This window comes from uncultured Bacteroides sp. (assembly GCF_910578895.1).
Lineage (GTDB): Bacteria > Bacteroidota > Bacteroidia > Bacteroidales > Bacteroidaceae > Bacteroides.
Genome location: NZ_CAJTSC010000064.1, coordinates 1 through 17,072, shown reverse-complemented (window position 1 = coordinate 17,072; position 17,072 = coordinate 1). Strand labels below are relative to the sequence as shown.

The following is a 17,072-nucleotide window of genomic DNA, read 5'->3' as shown; positions in this document are numbered from 1 at the left end:
AATGTCTGTCATGAGCGGCATTAATGTCTATCACGACAGATGTTAATGTCTGTCGGCTGAAACACTTGTATCCAACGCCGGAAACACTTGCATCCAACGGCGGGGATATCCGTCTTCTGCATAAACAGCGCATATCTATCGGAAATAAGGGAATATTTATCCGCGCTTTATGCACGAGATTCCTGTTTCGGCAGAAAGGGGCAGGGAGGGGAGTAAGAAAAAAGGCGGTTTTACCGCCTTTTTGTCATGAAGTGAATGGATGATGTTTCACTTTGTTTTGCGCAAACAGCCGAAGCCGGTCCGTTTCCGGCGTCTGCCGGCTGCTTGTGCGGGTGCGTATCCTTGTTCAGGGCAACTCTTAATGGTTGCGGAAGTTCCATTTGGAATTATCGCTGTTCATGTCGAATTTGCCCAGCGAGGGGGTGCTGTCTCCTACGGAAACCAATACCAGCTCTTCGTCCGTGCCGGGCACTTCTTTGGGCATGATGCGGTAGGTACCGTCGGTCAGTTGCTCTATTCTCCAAAGTTGTTCGGGTGCTCCCGTAAATTCGGGCACGGCTATCACTTCGGCATCCGCGGTGGCTGCCAGCGCGCGCTGTGTGCCTTCAATCACTATTTTGTAGTAGGGAGCTCCCAGATAGCCTCCGGCATCGGGCACGGCGGCGATTGTCCATCTTTGGTGGGGGCGGAACATATAGTCGCCGATTCTTACGTCGATGTTGCCTTCCGGCCATGTGCCGATGACCTCTTGCAGGGTCTGCGATTTCAAGGGCACCACGGGCTCTTCGCTCTTCTCCCAGAAACGGTGCCTTACGCTTGCCATGCGCACGAAGTCGACGGCAAGTTCAAGGGCGTAGCCCCTGCGCTCGGACTCAATCTCGTATGTGCCTTCCTTGAAGACCTCGCCTGCTACGGGCCAATCGTTTTTCCACAGGAGCGGACGTATGGCAAGCACGCTGCGGCCGCCCCGGTCGAAGTCCGCCTCGAAGTGGCACGACATCTTTTCCACTCCTTCCGTCTCGATGAAGCGGCCGAAGTGTCCGGGTCCCGTCTGGCGGTTTCCGGCGGCAATCACCATCTTTCCGCCGCCTTCCAGCATATCCCTGCCCATATTGTCGATGTAGGGACCCGTGACTTTGCGCGAGCGGCCTACCACGATGTTGTATGTGGAGTTAGGGCCGTCGCAGCAAGTGCCGTGCGTGCCCAGCAGATAGTACCAGCCGTTGCGGTATATCAGGTCGGTAGCCTCGCAGTCGATGGCAATGTTGATGGGTTCGTTTCCTTCCATCCGTTTGCCGGTGGCGGGGTCGAGCTCTACCAGCCGGATGAAGCCGAAGTAGGTGCCGTAAGAGAGCCACAACCGTCCGTCTGTGGGGTCGAGCAACAAGCCGGCGTCGATGGCATCGCAGTCCTCATTGTCTTCGGACGAAGCGACCACTACCGCTTCGGTGTATTTGAAGTCGGGCGAATTGGGGTCTAATGTCTTGTTCCACATTGTCAGTACCGTGCCGCGATGGCTGCCGCCAAGTCCGCCGCCGGTAGAACTGTAGGCAATCAGGTAGCGGTCGCCTATTTTCACGGCATCGGGAGCGGCGCCTCTGCCGGGGCGCACTGCGCCGCCGTTCCACGTCCAGCCGTCTTCGGAGATAAGTCCGCCCCCGCCTGTGCCGAAGGTGTAGTATTTCCCTTCGCATTCCATGATGGTAGAGGGGTCGTGTATGTACGGTTCGCCGATTTGTGCGTTTGCTTTTTCGGATATCAGCAGAGATAGCAGGGCGGTTGCGCCCCAGAATATAGCTTTTGTTTTCATGGTCATTTGTAACTGATGGTAATGTTTTTAACAGGCGCTCCCTTTTCATCGAGGAGACGGATACAGAAATCACTCATGCCGGGACCGTTGATGACAGCTCCGCGCAGGATGTTTTTCCCTTTTTTCAAGGTCAGGCGCTTGGACAGGCAGTCGTCCTTCACCATACGGCGGTCGCCGGACAGGATAACCGCCTCTTCGCCGTTCAGCCACCACATGGAAGCGGAGTTTGAACCTACCGATATCCGTACGTCGGGCATGTCTTCCGGACAATTGATGACCGTGACCGCCCAAAACAGCACGCCGTATATCTGCTTCTCAAGGTTGGAGGCGAAGCGGAACAGCTTCACGTTGAACAGGTTGCTGTCGAGTGCGTGCCAGGTCAGCTTCTGCTTGCCTACCTTTACTTTCTCGCCGTCTTTGGGCAGTATGGTGAACTGCTTGGGGAAATATTCGGTCGTAAAAGCCTGCCGGATATAGCTGTCCGTGAACACCGTATTGCTGCGGTTGGGCTTGTCTATGGGTTCGAGCAGTAGCCAACGGCGTATGAAACCTTCGTCGTCGGGATACATGACGTCGGTGCCGCCCGGTGAAAAGTAGGGCGCCAAAGGAGAGTCGGACTCTTTGTTCTGTGCAAAGGAATGCACACTCGTTATGGCGGTGAAACAGACCGCCAACAATATTTTGCAATGAGGGATTTTCATTATTTCGATGTATTTCTTCGATGACACATTAATTGTTTGTTCTGAACAGGAGCGGAACGAATTCCTTCAGGCACCTGCGCCAGGTGAGGAACTCGTGGGCTGTGCCCGGGGATTCGTAGTAGGTGTTGTCGATGCCGGCAGCCTTCAGTCCGTCGCTGAGGTTCTTGGTCCTTTCGGGATGTTCCTCCGAACCGATGCCTAGGAAGAATGCGTGCACCTTCTTGTTGAATGCCTTGCGGTCTTTGAAAACCCCGTTGTAGGTGGTGTCGATGTTTTTCAGGTCGATGCTGCCCGCTCCGCTGAAGCCGCCTATGTAGGCGAATTTGTCCAGGTTGTTCAGGGTGGTGTTGAATGTAAGAAGCCCGCCCCATGACAGTCCTGCCATCGCGCGGTTGTCGCGGTCGGTCAGTGTCCGGAAGTTGGATTCGATGTGCGGAATGATTTCATTGACCATGATGGCGGGGAACTGTGCCCCGAATCTTGCCCGGGCGTCGGCAGGGCTTTCTCCCGGATTGGTCTTGAACACCTCGATGTTGCCGTTGTCCATTACCACAATCATAGGCTTGGCTTTGCCTTCGGCAATCAGGTTGTCCATAATGAAGTTCATCTTGCCCTGGTTTGCCCAGCTTGTCTCGTTCTCTCCCATTCCGTGTTGCAGATACAGCACCGGATATTTCTTGGAAGGGTTCTTGTCATATTCGGCAGGTGTGTAGACGATGCATCTGCGCCATTCCCGGCGGATGTTTGAGTAGTACCAGCTTTGGCTGATTGCTCCGTGGGGCACATTCTTGATGGCGTAATAATCCACTCCTTCTTCCGGAATCTCGATGCCGCTTACCCATTTGCCCATGCCGAAAAACGGTTTGCCGTTAGGGTCGGCGGCACTTACGCCGTCTACTATCAACTGGTAATAATGGAAGCCCACCACTTCGGGCTCTTTCGATACGAGCGACCAATATCCGTCTGCCTCTTTCGTCATTTCACCGCGGAAACTGATTTCCACCTTTTGGGCGTTGGGGGCATATACCCTGAAGTGCACCCGCCTGTCTTTGCCTATGCGCGGATACTCGGCTCCGTTGATGTTGTGTTCGTTGGGAACGGTTCCTTCCGGAAAACTCTGCTGTTGGGCACATACCGCCAGGGGCAGTGCCAGCAAAGATGAGAAAATAAGCTTGAATGCGTTTTTCATAATTCGAATGTTTTAAATGATGTATAATTGTTTATCATGGTTGTCATCTGAAAAGGAGCGGGGCAAACCGGTATAAGCTTTCACGCCACACGGGCCAGGTATGGCCGCCCGGGGTTTCGAAGTAGGTGTATTTGATGCCTATCTGGTCAAAGCGCTTCATCATCACCTGGCAATTGTTGTAGGCTATGTCTTCCTTGCCGCCCATGGAAATCCAGAATTGCTTCAGCTTCGTGTTGTAATCGTTCTTTTTGTCTTGCAGCATTTTGTAATACTTCTCGGTATCGCTGCTTCCGCCGAAGGGGGTCGGTTTCGCCCACCATCCGGAACTGAAGATGCCTAAATAGGCAAAGCGGTCGAGGTTGGGGATGCCTGTATTCAAGGTCTGGATGCCGCCCATGGACAATCCTGCCAGGGCACGGTTGTCGCGGTCTGTCTTCACGCGGAAGTTCTTCTCCACGAACGGGATGCACTCCTTGAGCAGTTCGCTTTCAAAATCGTGCGTGTTGCCGTCTGTCATGACGATAATCATCGGTTTCGCTTCTCCCTGGGCAATCAGGTTGTCCATGATGATGTCGGTGCGTCCTTGGTTGGACCAACCGCGTTCATCTTCGCCGCCGCCGTGTTGCAGGTAGAGCACGGGGTAAGTCTGGCGGGATGTGTCGTAGCCGGGCGGGCAGTATACGAACATACGTCTCCAGCCGTTGGCGGTTTGGGAGAAATACCGTTTCATGCGGATGTCTCCGTGAGGAACGTCCGCCATATAGAACCTTACGTCACCGTCGGGATAGGGAATCTCCACGCCGCTTGCCATCATGCTGCATCCATAGAATGACTCGCCGGCGGGGTCGGCAACGGATACGCCGTCTATAATAAGGAAATAGTAGTGGAAGCCTTGTGTAAGCGGGTCTGTGATGCCTGTCCATTCACCGTCCGCATTGCGTACAAGGTCATATATACGGCCTAAGTTGATTTGTACCTTCTTGGCATCGGGCGCTTTTATCTTGAACTCCATGCGGTTGCCGGGCAAAAGGCGCGGATATGCGGCACTGCGCACATTGAGTTCGCCACGCTTGCCGGGCAGCGTGGATTCATCCTTTGCCGGACGGCCGGGTTGTGCCAGGAGAATACCTGAACATACTGCTTGAAGTAGCAGGAAAAAGAAGAATTTGTTCATAAAGCAATTCGTGTTTTTAGTTGTTAACTTCACAAAGGTAGACGCGCTGCAGGCTTTCTTCTTTGTATTTTTGAATATATTCCTTATACTTTTAAATAATAAGCCCCGTTGGCGGCACTGTGCTTTCGGTTGACCCTGAAAACAGGAAGGCACCTTCGGGAAGAAGGCTCGAAAAAACATGCTTTTAACTCCCGACGGAGCGGAACGATGTGATAACTCCTGCAAATGAAAAAGCCGCGTGCGGAACAAAATTTAAGCAGGCTCTTGATTCCACCCAAAAAGTAATATTAGTATCTTTGTCGTGTTTTGTAGGAAGAAATATAAGATGTATGAAAAACTCACTGTTATTGATATTCACTTTTCTCTTATTTGGATTTCATCAAGCCGTCTCCCGGGATTTTACTTTTAACAGCATCAATGATTTGTTCGGCATCTCCATGCGCGAGATAACTGCCGTGGAGCGTGATGACAACGGATTTGTCTGGGCGGCTTCGCGTACGGGCGTTCTGCGCGTTACCGCCGACGATTACCGGCTTTACGAACTCCCTTATGCCACAACGGATGTGATGCAGGTAAAAATGGCATGCCGCGGCAACTTGTTGGTGGTGGCCACCCAGAACGGGCAGGTTTTCCGTTATAATCCTGTTCTGAACAAGTTCGAACAGTGGTTTGCACTCTCTTCATTGTTGGGCAACGAGGAGTGGGTGACCAATTTGCTGATAGATGGCGGCGGGAAGGTATGGATAAGTACCAGTGCCGGTATCTTCTATTGGACGGGCGGCGAGGTGGTCCGGTTCTTTGACGGTATGGCGGGCTTTTCCAACATTGCCTTGCTGGACGATTGCCGTGCGCTGGCTTTCATACAATCGTCCGTATATTGCATAAACACCCGCGAATGTACGCAGGAGAAACTGAAGGGCGATTTTCCCCATGCCATTTCGTCCCTTCGCTATGACGGGCGGAACAACCGCGTGTGGATAGGGACGTATAATGCGGGGTTGTGGCAGTACGAGCTCAAGGAGCAGGCGGTCCGGAAAGCCGCGCTTCCCCGGTTGCCGAAACTTATTGTGCGGGATATCCTGATACCCGATTCCGCTTCGCTTTGGCTGGGCATTGACGGCGGCGGGATATGGATACTCGATTCGGAAGCTTGCCGGGTGGAGCAGGTGCTGCGCGAGGACTTCGACAATCCTGCATCCCTGCACGGCAACGGGGTTTTGTCTTTGCTTGCCGACAGTCGCCGGCGGGTGTGGGCGGCGACTAACAGCGGGGGATTGCAATATACGGAGATAGAGCATTCTGATGTGGAACACTTGGTGCATAAGGTCAATAACCCGCAATCGCTGCATAACAACGGGGTAAACCACATCCTGACCGACAGCCGGGGAAACCTTTGGCTTGCAACGAACGACGGCATCGCTTTGCGTGACGCTCATACCCATGCGTGGAAGCAGTTGTATGGCGGTTCCCAACGCGTGTTCCTGTCGCTGGCTGCCGATAGGAAAGGGCGTATTTACGCAGGCACCTACGGCGGCGGGGTGTATGTGCTGGACGAAGCTACAGGGCGTGAGCTGCATCATTATACCGCCCGTGACGGCGCTCTGTTTGGCGCGGGCGGTTTGGTGTTTGCCACTTATACCGATAGCCAAGGCGATGTGTGGATGGGGGGTGTGAAAGGCAGTGTGTATTGCCGTCATTCTGCCGACGGGCGGCTTCGCGCTTATGATGCGCAACCGGTATATTGCTTTGCCGAACTTTCGCCCGGGCAGATTTTGCTGGGATGTGCTTACGGGCTGTTGTTGCTGGATAAGGAGACAGGCAAGTTTGACGTGCTTTTATCCGCCTGCACGGTGCATGACATTGTTGTAGTGGGGCATACCGTATGGGTCTGTACCTCGGGCGACGGGGTGATAGGGCTGGATATGCGTACTGCCGGGCAGGTGCATGTTACCACGCAGCAAGGATTGCCCTGCAACTATACGAAAAGCGCGTTGCTGCTGGATGATAATCTGTGGATAGGTACGAACGACGGATTATGTTGCTATGACCTTTCGCACAAACAAATACGGACATTTGGAACCCAGCGGCAACTGGCGAATACCTCATTCAGCGTCAATGCGGCATGCAGGTTGCCCGATGGAAGAGTGGCTTTCGGCAGCAACAATGGAGCGGTGCTGTTTTATCCCGACAAAGTTGATTCCATCAGTGCTTCGGGACGTATCTATTTTTCGGATATACGCGTGTCCGGCCGCTCCATCCGGGAAATGGCGGACTTCGGGCTGGAAGTTCCTATCGACAGCCTTTCCACCTTGCATTTAAGTTATCCGCAAACTTCTTTTACACTATCGGTGCTTCCGTTGGGATATGTCAGCAAATCCGTCGCTTTTTCCTGGAAGCTGGTGGGGCAGGATGACGAATGGTCTGCCTATACCACAAACCGGTTCATCAATTACACCAATTTGCGGGCAGGAAATTATACGCTGTGTATCCGGATGTATGACGGCACTCTCCTGTCGGAACGCCAGATGTCTGTTGTCATAGACCCTCCCTTTTGGCAGACAGTCTGGTTCCGGCTGCTGGTGCTGGCGGTAGTGGCGGGGCTATTGTTTCTTGCCATCCGTTATTATATACAGCATTTGCACCGCCGCTACTCGGAGGAGAAGATACGCTTCTTCACACGCATGGCACACGACATACGTACCTCGCTGATGCTTATCAAAGCACCTATAGAGGAGTTGAATAAAGAGAACAATCTCTCATCGTGGGGAGCCAGGTGCGTCGCACTGGCATCCGAGCAGACTACACGGTTGTCTGATACGGCTACGCAGTTGCTCGATTTTGAAAAACTGGATATCGGGTGCGAACAACCGGTGTTTGCTGCTCTTAATCTTGCCGATTTGATCAGGCGGCGCACGGCAATTTATGTATCGTATGCCGCCGGCAAACAGATAGAGGTGGCGGTGGACATTATGCCGGAAGAGTATTGGGTGCAAGCCGATGCGCGCATGTTGGAAAGGGTGGTGGACAACCTGCTTTCCAATGCGGTGAAGTACTCTGCCTCGGGGGGGCGCGTTGAAGTGGCTTTTGCCGGGACGGCTGCCGAATGGACGCTGCGTGTCAAGGATTACGGGATGGGCATCAGCAAGGCGGCGCAACGTAAGCTGTTTCGTGAGTTTTATCGGAGCGACAATGCCGTAAACGCCCAGGTTGTAGGCTCGGGCATCGGCTTGCTGATGGCTAAGAAATATGTTTCCATCCATAACGGAAAGATTGCCGTGGCAAGCGAGCTTGGCGTGGGAACTACTTTCGATGTGACCGTGCCGTTGCGGGCGGCTTCCCCGGCGAGAACCGCCGATAGTCCGGCGGCTGATAAAGTGGATGTTGCGGCAAGTGGCGATGTGGAAGTACACGACATGCATATTCTGGTCGTGGAGGACAATCACTCCTTATGCGAGTTCATGGTGCATCCGTTGCGTGAGTATTTCCGGGTAACAACCGCCCGGGACGGGCAAGAGGCTTGGGAAATGATGAATGACGTGCAGCCCGACCTCATTGTTTCGGATATCGTGATGCCGCGCATGGATGGTTTTGAACTTTGCCGCAGGGTCAAGTCTGCTTACGAGACTTCTCATATCCCCGTGATTTTGCTTACCGCCCTTTCCGACAAAACCAACCAGTTGCATGGGTTGGGATTGGGGGCGGACAACTACCTGGTCAAACCGTTTGATATGGCATTGCTGATAAGCCGTATAACCTCTATCATCCGTAACAGGCGCATTGTACTTCAAAAAGCCATTGAAGCGAAACAGGATGATGCGCGCTCCATTGTGGCAAATCAGATGAATGATGAGTTTATAAAGAAAGCCATTGAATGTGTACGTGCCAATATTGCCAACGAGAACTTCGGTAAGGAGGAGTTTGCTTCCGCGCTTGCCATGAGCCAGTCGTTGCTTTATAAGAAAATAAAGGCGCTTACCAATTTGTCGGTAGTGGAGTTCATTCGCTCAATCCGCTTGAACTATGCGATGGAAAAGCTGCGTTCGGGAAAATACAATGTGACAGAGGTGAGTGAAATGTGCGGATTCAGCACACCTGCCTACTTCAGTAAAGTCTTTAAGGAATATTTCGGGAAGACACCTACGGAGGTTATGTAAGAGCAAGAGCCGGTTTGGCAGAATATGCAATTGCTTGTGGAGATAAAATAGGGAGGATGTGTCGAAACCTGTGAAGTTGACTCCCGGGAATTTGGACACATCCTCCTTGTATTTATTGTTTATTCACCGCTTGGGTTTTGTTTCAAGTTCGGGTTGATGGAAACCGCATCAAACGGGAATGCGAAGTATTCGTGTTTGCCCTTTACAAAACCTGTAGTTCCCTTGTTGGGATTTGAGTACTCGACATAGATACGATGTTTATCTTCTTTCTTTGTAAAGAGGGCATCGTAAGTGGTAGGAATGTTTTTCCCATTGTCTTTTACGCCGTCTGTATCTCCCCAACGTACCATGTCCGGGAAGCGGACTCCTTCGAGCCACATTTCGAAGCCCTTCTCGTTCTTGACTTCGTCCAGTGTGAGCTGTGTGGAAACGTGGTCTGAACCTGCGCGGTTCTGAATCTCCTGAAGGCATTTAAGTCCAAGTCCGTCCGCATCGTCCGTTTGTGCGCAGGCTTCGGCATACATCAGTAGTACTTCGGCATAACGGAAGATGGTGAGGTTCTTGAAGCCATACCAGCCTTTCTCGTTGTCCTCCGGCCAAGCGACAAACTTGTTGGCGAAATAGCCGGCGAAACCATAGAGGCCTGTCGGGTTCTTGATACCTATTTCTTTGGAAGTCTCAAGTTCCGCACGGGTCAGATTCTTATCCTTTGTACCGTTCCATTCCATTTCGTAGAGGAACTCATCAGAGGTAAGGAAAGTTGCCTTGCGGCGGGGAGAGTCGCCGTCGTTCTGCAACATGCGTTCGGCGAAATCTGCACGGATGGAGTGGCCGCCCCAACCGTCTACCCCGATGAACGAAGGCATGGAGGCGAGCTTGTCGGTGCGCCAGTTCCAGAACTGGATGAACATCCAGGAGGTGCGCTGGATTTTGTTGCTCCAGTCGCCGATATTTGCGTTCTCAAGAGCGTTTGCCTGGAAAATCATCTCTTCGCAGAGGTCGCCCGATGCGTGGAAGAGGTTTGCCCAACGTTCGGTGGGCACAAGTTCGTACTTCTTCGATTCGATAACCTGCTTGAGGTCGGCTTTCGCACCTGCATAGTCGCCCATGAAAAGGCGGGCCTTGCCTGCCAGCGTGAGGGCGAAACCTTTGGTTACCTTTGAAGCACCTACTTTGTCTGTAGGGCTTGTACGTTCGTCAAGGTCATTTACGGCAGCTTCCGCTTCCAACGCGCACCATTCAAGGAGTTTGTCATGGCCGCCTTCATAGTTGGAGGGTTTGGTATCCGGCGGGAGAACATGGTCTACCAATGGAGGGCAATTCCATCCGATGGCAAGTATGAAGTGTGCCCAGGCACGGAGTGCGCGGGCCTCGGCGCATACACGTTTCTTCACGTCGGTAGTAGGCTCTATGTTGTCAAGAATGATGTTGGTGTCGTATATCACACCGTAAAGTCCCCAATAGGCATTCTTGATGACTTCGTTCTGTGAGTCGTAGCGGAACTCGTTGATTTGCGCGCCGAAGTCGTTGTCTCCATAGTTGTTTCCTGCCGCCAGCATGTCGTCGCCGGCTTCATTGAACAGTACGGGAAGGGCGATGTAAGTACCCTCATTGCCGGCAATGTTCAGGCAGAATGACTGATAGAGGTTGTTGAGCGCATTTTGTGCATCGTCATCGGTCCGGTAGAAGCTGTCGAATGAGATGACACCTTTCTGCTCGATGTTGAGGCGGTCCTCACAAGCACTGAAGACCAATGCGGCACCTAAAAGCGGATATATAATCTTTTTCATAATGAATATACTTTTTTTTGAGGTTTTTCAAGTAAAACTAATCTCGGTCAAAATGCGAAGCTTGCACCGAAGGAGCACTTCTTCATGGTGGGGTAAGAGCCGATGTCGAAGCCTGCGCCGCCGTTTCTGCCGGTGGTTGCGGTTTCGGGATCCATGCCCGGATACTTGGAGAATGTGAAGAAGTCGTCCAAGGAGACAAAGAAGCGGAGGTTTTTGATTGCTGCTTTCTGAGTGAGCCGCTTGGGCAAGGTGTAGCCGAGCTGGAGTTGCTTGATTTTGAAGTAAGAGCCGTTGAACATAGAGGCGCTCGACCCCCAGAAATTAAGGTCGGTGGCCACTTGGTCGGGTGCCGGCATGGAGGCTCCCTTGTTCTCCGGTGTCCAGGCATTGTCCATATAGTATCTCAGAGAGTTGCGCAACGGGGTGTCTGCACGGTAGAGGATGTTGAAAATCTTGTTGCCTGCCACACCCGTTCCGAATGCCGTGAAGTCAATGCCTTTGTATTCGAGGTTGAGGGTGATGCCGTAAGTGAATTTCGGAATGGCGCTGCCGATGTCCGTCATGTCCTCGTCGGTCAGTTCCGAAGAGCCTACGATGTTGCCGTCGCGGTTGCGGAACAAGGGAGCACCTGTCTCGCTGTCTACACCAGCATAGTCGAACGCGCGGAAATACCAGATGGAGTGGCCCTCCTCGAATGCGGTATGAACTTTGTTGTTGGTACCGTCTACACCGCCTTTGCTGGCTGTGATGCGTGTGAGGTCGTCATACAGGTAAGTCACTTCGTTCTTCAAGGTCGAGAAGTTGGCGTTGACATTGTAGGAAAGGTTGCCGATATGGTCTTTCCAACTGGCTTCGAACTCAAAACCTTTGTTGTTGATTTCACCGGCGTTCACGGTAGTCTGGTTGGTGTAGACTTCGGGAACCGGGTTGATTCTTACAAGAAGGTCTTTTGTGTTCTTGTTGTAGTAGTCCAGGCTGACTGTCAGACGGTCGTTTAGGAAACGCATGTCAAGACCGAGGTCCAGCTGTTCGGATGTCTCCCATTTCAGGTTCGGGTTGGCAAGGCCGGAAGGATACGAGCCGTAGTGTTGGCTGGGATCGTCTCCGTACTGATACCAGGCGGCATTGTAGCTGATGGGTGCGGTGTACGGGTAGTTGCTGAGCACGTTCACATTACCGTTACGGCCCCAAGAGGCGCGGAACTTCAGGAATGACATAACATCGCTGCTGACATTGTCTTTGAAGAACTTCTCATTGCTGATGTTCCAGCCTACGGCCACTGACGGGAACTTGCCCCAACGTTTGTCTGCCGGAAGTTTGGAAGTGTCAAAAGCATCGGCACGGTAGTTGAACTGGAAGCTGTAGCGGTTATCGAACGTATAGAGCAGACGGCCGAAGTAGGAGAGGCTGGTGGAAAGTCCCGGAAGGTTTCCGATGCTCTTGGTGGTGGTCGATGCCGAGTTTACGTAATCCAGATACTTGAAGTTGTCGGCATCGCCGGAGAGAATCTTGTTGCCGCCCGTACCGGTGGCCGAACCCGACACGTTGTCCGAACGGTATTCCGTATAAGACATACCAATCATGGCGCCCACATTGTGCTTGCCAAACAGCGTCTTGTTGAAGTTGGCGAAGTTTTCCCATTGGTAGTAGTGGTTGTTGTTGGCACTGGCAGAGATGGAGTAGTCATCGGCTTTTGCCTGTCCGTTCATGTAGTAGGGTTCGGCATAGTCGTGGCTGTTGCTTTGTGCGATGCGGTAAGAAAAGCGCGAGGTCATCACAAGGCCGTCAATCGGGGTAAGGTCTACGAAAGCCGTTCCGCGGACGGTGAATCCGGAGTTCTTGTAGTTGCGGCGGTCGCGCTGGAGGAGCGGGTTGCCGTTGTCATCCATTTGGAACTTGGAAGTGGCATAGTACTTGCCGTTCGGCGCAACGAGGATTTTCTCGGGATTGGTGGCATAGACCTCTTTCATGCCTGTCGTAAAGTCATCGGTGCTGTCCCAATACACCGGAGTCAGCGGGTCGAGCAGGAGAGCTGGTGTAAGCATGGAACCGTAAGCGCTCTGGTGAGTGATGCTGCGGGTTGCCCACTTTTCAATAGAAGTGTTGGTGCCTACCTTTATCCACTTGTAGAGTTGGTAATCGGCATTGAGCTGGGCAGAGAGGCGGGTATAGGTGTCTTTCTTCCCGCGTACGATACCGTCATTGTCCAGGTAGTTGACGGAAGTGAAGAAATGTCCCTTGTCGTTGCCGTCCTGGAAAGTGACGGAGTGCTGGGTTGCCCAGCTTGTGTCGAACACTTCCTTAATCCAGTCCGTTTCCTGCGGGTTGTTGTAGTCAACGCCGTTGGCTTCGCACATGGTCTTCATGTCATAGCCCGACATCTCTTTGTACTTAATCCAGTCTTTTGCACCGAACAGTTCGGGTGTCTTGCCAAGACGTTGGTTGATAGCCTTAAAGGCGTATGTCACTTTGGGACGTCCGTTTGCGCTGCTGCCGGTCTTTGTCGTGATGAGGACAACACCGTTACCTGCCTGGGCACCGTAGATTGCAGCCGAAGCGGCATCTTTCAGGACTTCCATAGATTCAATCATGGAGGGGTCGAGGTATTGGATGTTGTCGACCTTCAGACCATCGACAATCAATAGCGGACCGAGTTGGTCGGAGTTTGACGAATAACCGCGGATACGGATTTTCGCTCCTTCGCCCGGAGCGCCGGATGTGTTCAAAATCTGCACACCGGCAGCCTTTCCTTGGAGGGCGGCACCGGCATCGACTGTCGCAAGGTTCTTGATATCGTCTCCGTTGACCGAAGCGATGGCTCCTGTAAGGTCACTCTTGCGCTGAACGCCATAACCTACCACCACCACTTCATCGAGCACCTTTAAGTCTTCCTGCATACGGATGTCGATTCTGTTACGGCCGTTGACCTTAATGGTCTGTGTCTTATAACCTACAAAAGAAACGGTAAGTGTTGCATTGCTGTTCACCTGAAGCGAGTAGTTACCATCGAGATCGGTGATGCAACCGTTGGTAGTTCCATTCTCCAGAATGGCAACACCAATCATTGGTTCGGAACCGGCGTCTGAGACAACAGTACCCTTGATTTGGATTTGTGCCATTGCCATAGTAGAGCAAAAAGCAGCAAACACCAGTAAAAACAAAATTCTTGTTTTCATAAGCATAGATTGGTAATTTTTAATAAATGATTTATTATTAGTAGTTAGATTTGTATATAAGAAATATATGACATAAACAAATGCTATATAACCTCTTTTTTTGCGGTATGTGTTCTTCTTTTTAGATTTTTATCATAGGCGGATTAATTTTGGTTTAACATAAGGATAATTAAAGTATTGCATTGTTTCAAGGGAAGTTTAAACTTTACTTGAAAGGGTTCTATCCGACCCTGTGTCTGCCATGAAAAGCATGGCAGACACAGGGGATATTTTCAAAAGACCTTCCAAAGCATGCGGGAGAAGGTTTAAACCGTTTTTTGTCGATTATTCCGCCGTGCCTTGCTTTGTCTGTATCACTTTCTGCATCGTGCCGTCCGGATTGTAATGCAATTCGTCTACACACACACTGCGCCGTCCTATCGCTCCGGCATGGCCGTCGATTGTCAGAGTTGCATTGTGATAGAACAGGTACCATTTGCCTTTGAATTCGGCAATTCCCGGATGGATCGTGAAACTGTTTTCCGCCATGCCGGTTAATTCGCCTTGCGGAGTCCAGGGACCTTCCATGGAGGGGGCAGTGGCATAAGATATATTCTCACGTCCCTGTCCGAAAGAGGCGTATGTAAGATAATACAGTTCTCCATGTTTATGCAACCAGGGACCTTCGACATAGCGGGGCAGGTCTACCGTTTGGATATCACCGTCAATCTCGGTGAGATTGGGTTTCAGTTTGGCAAGGAAACAGGTGCCGTTTCCCCAGCAGAGCCAAGCCTGTCCGTTGTCGTCAATCAGGGCGGTGGGGTCTATATCGTTCCACCAGCCGCGTGTGCCGTTGGGAGTCATGTCATCGGTAACGAGGGGTTTGCCGATTGCATCGGTGAAAGGACCGATAGGAGAGTTGCTGACCGCTACGCCGACAGCTTTGCTGTTATAGGGTTCGCCCGCCTGTACGGTGGTGTAGTAATAGAACTTGCCGTTGTGTTCTATCACCTGCGATGCCCATGCCTCGCCTACCGCCCATTGGAAGTCTGCGGGTTTCAGCACGGCACCGTGGTCGGTCCATGTCTGCATGTCTTGCGTGGAGTAGCAGAGCCACTCGGTGATGTTGAACTCTTTGCCGCCGTGAGCGGTGTCCTGACCTTCGTAATACTCATCGTGTCCTACGTAGAGATAGAGCGTTCCGTCGTGCACCAGCGGGGCAGGGTCGGCGGTAAATTTATCCTTGATAAGCGGATTGCCCGTGTTGCGGAAAGTTTTCGGCTGCGGGTGTTGCATACATCCCATACACAGGAGAATGATGCAAAAAACGGGAAATAATAGATTTTTCTTCATACGCGATATGTTGTTAAAGGGTATAACTGATTGATGTATTGTTGATAATAGAATGTTTCTATGGTTGGCAGACCGGGGCTGAACGGATTATTCGAAGCTTATCCAGTCTACGGCTACCGGATTTCCTCCGGTCTGTGTGACAACCAAGTCTTGCATGCCTGCGGGGGCGTTGCGTACGCTTGTACTGATTTCCGCCCATCGTTCGGTTGCCTTTATGGGCAGTTCGGCAATGGTCACTCCTTTGTCACCCGAGGTCCGCACGGTTATCACTCCGCCTTTTTCCGAGCGTACGCGTGCTTTGAGCCGTTTTACGGGAGCGGTTCCGAAATCCACTCCGTTGTATGCCACCCATGTGTCTGCGCGGTGGAACAAGGTCTGCCACCCTTCGAATGTATTGGACGGATTAAGGTAGTCGATAGATGCGCCGTAAGGGCTTATTGCCGAGTAGCGGTCTATTTGAATCTTGCCGCGCGCATCGGTTATGCCTACGCCGCGCAGTGTCGGTCTCACTTTCTTGATAGTACCGTCCGTGTTGAAAGAAAGTGAGTCGATGCGTGCCGAACGGTTCTTGTCGAAATTCGGGGAGTAGTCATTGTGATGATAGAAGAGATACCACTGCCCGTTGTACTCCGTGATGGAGTGATGGTTGGTCCAGCAGCCCGAGGGCGATTCGTCCATGATTATCCCTTTAAAAGTGAAGGGACCCATCGGGTTGTCCGACATGGCATAAGCCAATGTTTCGGTCTTGTCCTGTACCCACGGGAAGGTCAGGTAGTATTTGTCGTTGCGCTTGAAAGCGTAAGGACCTTCCTTGAATCCTTCGGGAAGCCCCTGGACCGTTATCGGTTCGGAAGCCAGCTCCAACATGTTCGGTTTCAGTTTTGCTACCGATATGCCGCGTCCCGACCAGTAGATGTATGACTCTCCGTTGGTGTCTATCAGTACACAGGGGTCAATGCCGGATATACCCTTGATGGGTTCTGCTTCGGGGATGAACGGTCCTGTGGGGGTATCCGCAACGGCAACGCCGACATTGAATCCGCGTCTGCCTTCACCTTTGGGGGTACTGGGGAAATAGAAGTAGTATTTTCCGTCTTTGCATACACAGTCGGGTGCCCACATGGAGTAAGAGTCGGGCTGTACCCAAGGCACGTTGTTTTGTGTGAGGATGACACCGTGGTCTGTCCAGTCGGTCAGGTTGGTCGAGGAAAATACGTGATAGTCTGCCATGCAGAACCATTCTTTCAGACGGTCCACAGGACTGGGGATATCGTGTGAGGGATAAATATATACCTTACCGTTGAACACGCGCGCCGTAGGGTCGGCGGTAAATTGGTCTCTGATGACCGGGTTCTGCGCCTTGAGCGTACTTATAATGCCAATTGCCGCCAAGAGTAAAAGGAGTTGTTTTTTCATAATATTATAATTGTTGTGCACCGCAAATGTAGCGCGGTTGCCCTCTTGTCTCCTTATACTTTTAGATATAACTCTTATATTTTTAAATATAAATGATTGGTTATCATACGTTATCTGCAGGTTGGGAGCATAGTCGGCTCATTCTAATTCCCGATAGCTCCTCTGATTCCCTTGCACGGCTCTTTCATTTACAGGAGTTAGAGAAGTTAAAGAAGTCAGAGAAGTTGGAGCCGATACTCTTGCGTATGTGTTTATGGAAGTATCGGCTTTCAATTCCTGTCCCGAAGGGTGATGACTCTCTCCGGCTCCCGCAAGCCCTTCCCCCGTAAC

Annotated in this window: 10 protein-coding genes; 1 reads left to right on the top strand and 9 read right to left on the bottom strand. The window is 51.9% G+C overall.

The genetic code is table 11. The features are described 5' to 3' along the window. Window positions 1-358: 358 nt before the first annotated feature. From QZ327_RS12630 to QZ327_RS12615, 4 genes are read right to left on the bottom strand one after another with little or no spacing between them, the layout of a single operon-like run. Window positions 359-1,810: a family 43 glycosylhydrolase gene (locus QZ327_RS12630; RefSeq protein ID WP_294619831.1), complete on the bottom strand. Its 1,452-nt coding sequence runs from the start codon at window positions 1,808-1,810 to the stop codon at window positions 359-361. A gap of 2 nt (window positions 1,811-1,812) precedes the next feature. After that, complete coding sequence (locus QZ327_RS12625) at window positions 1,813-2,511, bottom strand: acetylxylan esterase (protein ID WP_294619829.1); 699 nt, start codon at window positions 2,509-2,511, stop codon at window positions 1,813-1,815. A 28-nt stretch (window positions 2,512-2,539) separates the two neighbouring features. Further along, on the bottom strand, window positions 2,540-3,700 hold the full coding sequence (locus QZ327_RS12620; RefSeq protein WP_294619827.1) for an alpha/beta hydrolase-fold protein: 1,161 nt from the start codon (window positions 3,698-3,700) through the stop codon (window positions 2,540-2,542). A gap of 43 nt (window positions 3,701-3,743) precedes the next feature. Next, window positions 3,744-4,874, bottom strand: a complete 1,131-nt coding sequence (locus tag QZ327_RS12615; protein ID WP_294619825.1) for an alpha/beta hydrolase-fold protein — start codon at window positions 4,872-4,874, stop codon at window positions 3,744-3,746. A gap of 329 nt (window positions 4,875-5,203) precedes the next feature. Between QZ327_RS12615 and QZ327_RS12610 the strand changes: the two genes are divergently transcribed. Then, complete coding sequence (locus tag QZ327_RS12610; RefSeq protein WP_294619823.1) at window positions 5,204-9,028, top strand: response regulator; 3,825 nt, start codon at window positions 5,204-5,206, stop codon at window positions 9,026-9,028. A 119-nt stretch (window positions 9,029-9,147) separates the two neighbouring features. Here the strand turns inward: QZ327_RS12610 and QZ327_RS12605 are convergent, their stop codons facing one another. The 5 genes from QZ327_RS12605 to QZ327_RS12585 form a co-directional block, all read right to left on the bottom strand. Beyond that, the gene (locus QZ327_RS12605) at window positions 9,148-10,818 is read right to left on the bottom strand and encodes a RagB/SusD family nutrient uptake outer membrane protein (protein ID WP_294619821.1); all 1,671 of its coding nucleotides are present in this window, start codon (window positions 10,816-10,818) and stop codon (window positions 9,148-9,150) included. 47 nt (window positions 10,819-10,865) lie between these two features. Further along, a complete protein-coding gene (locus tag QZ327_RS12600; protein ID WP_294619819.1) occupies window positions 10,866-13,994 on the bottom strand; it encodes a TonB-dependent receptor in 3,129 nt (1,042 codons plus the stop codon). 324 nt (window positions 13,995-14,318) lie between these two features. After that, a complete protein-coding gene (locus QZ327_RS12595) occupies window positions 14,319-15,326 on the bottom strand; it encodes a glycoside hydrolase family 43 protein (RefSeq protein ID WP_294619817.1) in 1,008 nt (335 codons plus the stop codon). A gap of 87 nt (window positions 15,327-15,413) precedes the next feature. Further along, window positions 15,414-16,742 carry a family 43 glycosylhydrolase gene (locus QZ327_RS12590; protein ID WP_294619815.1) on the bottom strand — a complete coding sequence of 443 codons (1,329 nt, stop codon included), beginning with the start codon at window positions 16,740-16,742 and terminating at the stop codon, window positions 15,414-15,416. A gap of 138 nt (window positions 16,743-16,880) precedes the next feature. Further along, the coding region (locus QZ327_RS12585; protein WP_294619813.1) for a hypothetical protein at window positions 16,881-17,072 on the bottom strand (192 nt) is incomplete at its 5' end.

What these genes read in the sequence shown, in the direction of transcription:
- QZ327_RS12630 (WP_294619831.1), bottom strand. Translation starts at nt 1,810, where the DNA reads ATGAAAACAAAAGCTATATTCTGGGGCGCAACCGCCCTGCTATCTCTG.
- QZ327_RS12625 (WP_294619829.1), bottom strand. Translation starts at nt 2,511, where the DNA reads ATGAAAATCCCTCATTGCAAAATATTGTTGGCGGTCTGTTTCACCGCC.
- QZ327_RS12620 (WP_294619827.1), bottom strand. Translation starts at nt 3,700, where the DNA reads ATGAAAAACGCATTCAAGCTTATTTTCTCATCTTTGCTGGCACTGCCC.
- QZ327_RS12615 (WP_294619825.1), bottom strand. Translation starts at nt 4,874, where the DNA reads ATGAACAAATTCTTCTTTTTCCTGCTACTTCAAGCAGTATGTTCAGGT.
- QZ327_RS12610 (WP_294619823.1), top strand. Translation starts at nt 5,204, where the DNA reads ATGAAAAACTCACTGTTATTGATATTCACTTTTCTCTTATTTGGATTT.
- QZ327_RS12605 (WP_294619821.1), bottom strand. Translation starts at nt 10,818, where the DNA reads ATGAAAAAGATTATATATCCGCTTTTAGGTGCCGCATTGGTCTTCAGT.
- QZ327_RS12600 (WP_294619819.1), bottom strand. Translation starts at nt 13,994, where the DNA reads ATGAAAACAAGAATTTTGTTTTTACTGGTGTTTGCTGCTTTTTGCTCT.
- QZ327_RS12595 (WP_294619817.1), bottom strand. Translation starts at nt 15,326, where the DNA reads ATGAAGAAAAATCTATTATTTCCCGTTTTTTGCATCATTCTCCTGTGT.
- QZ327_RS12590 (WP_294619815.1), bottom strand. Translation starts at nt 16,742, where the DNA reads ATGAAAAAACAACTCCTTTTACTCTTGGCGGCAATTGGCATTATAAGT.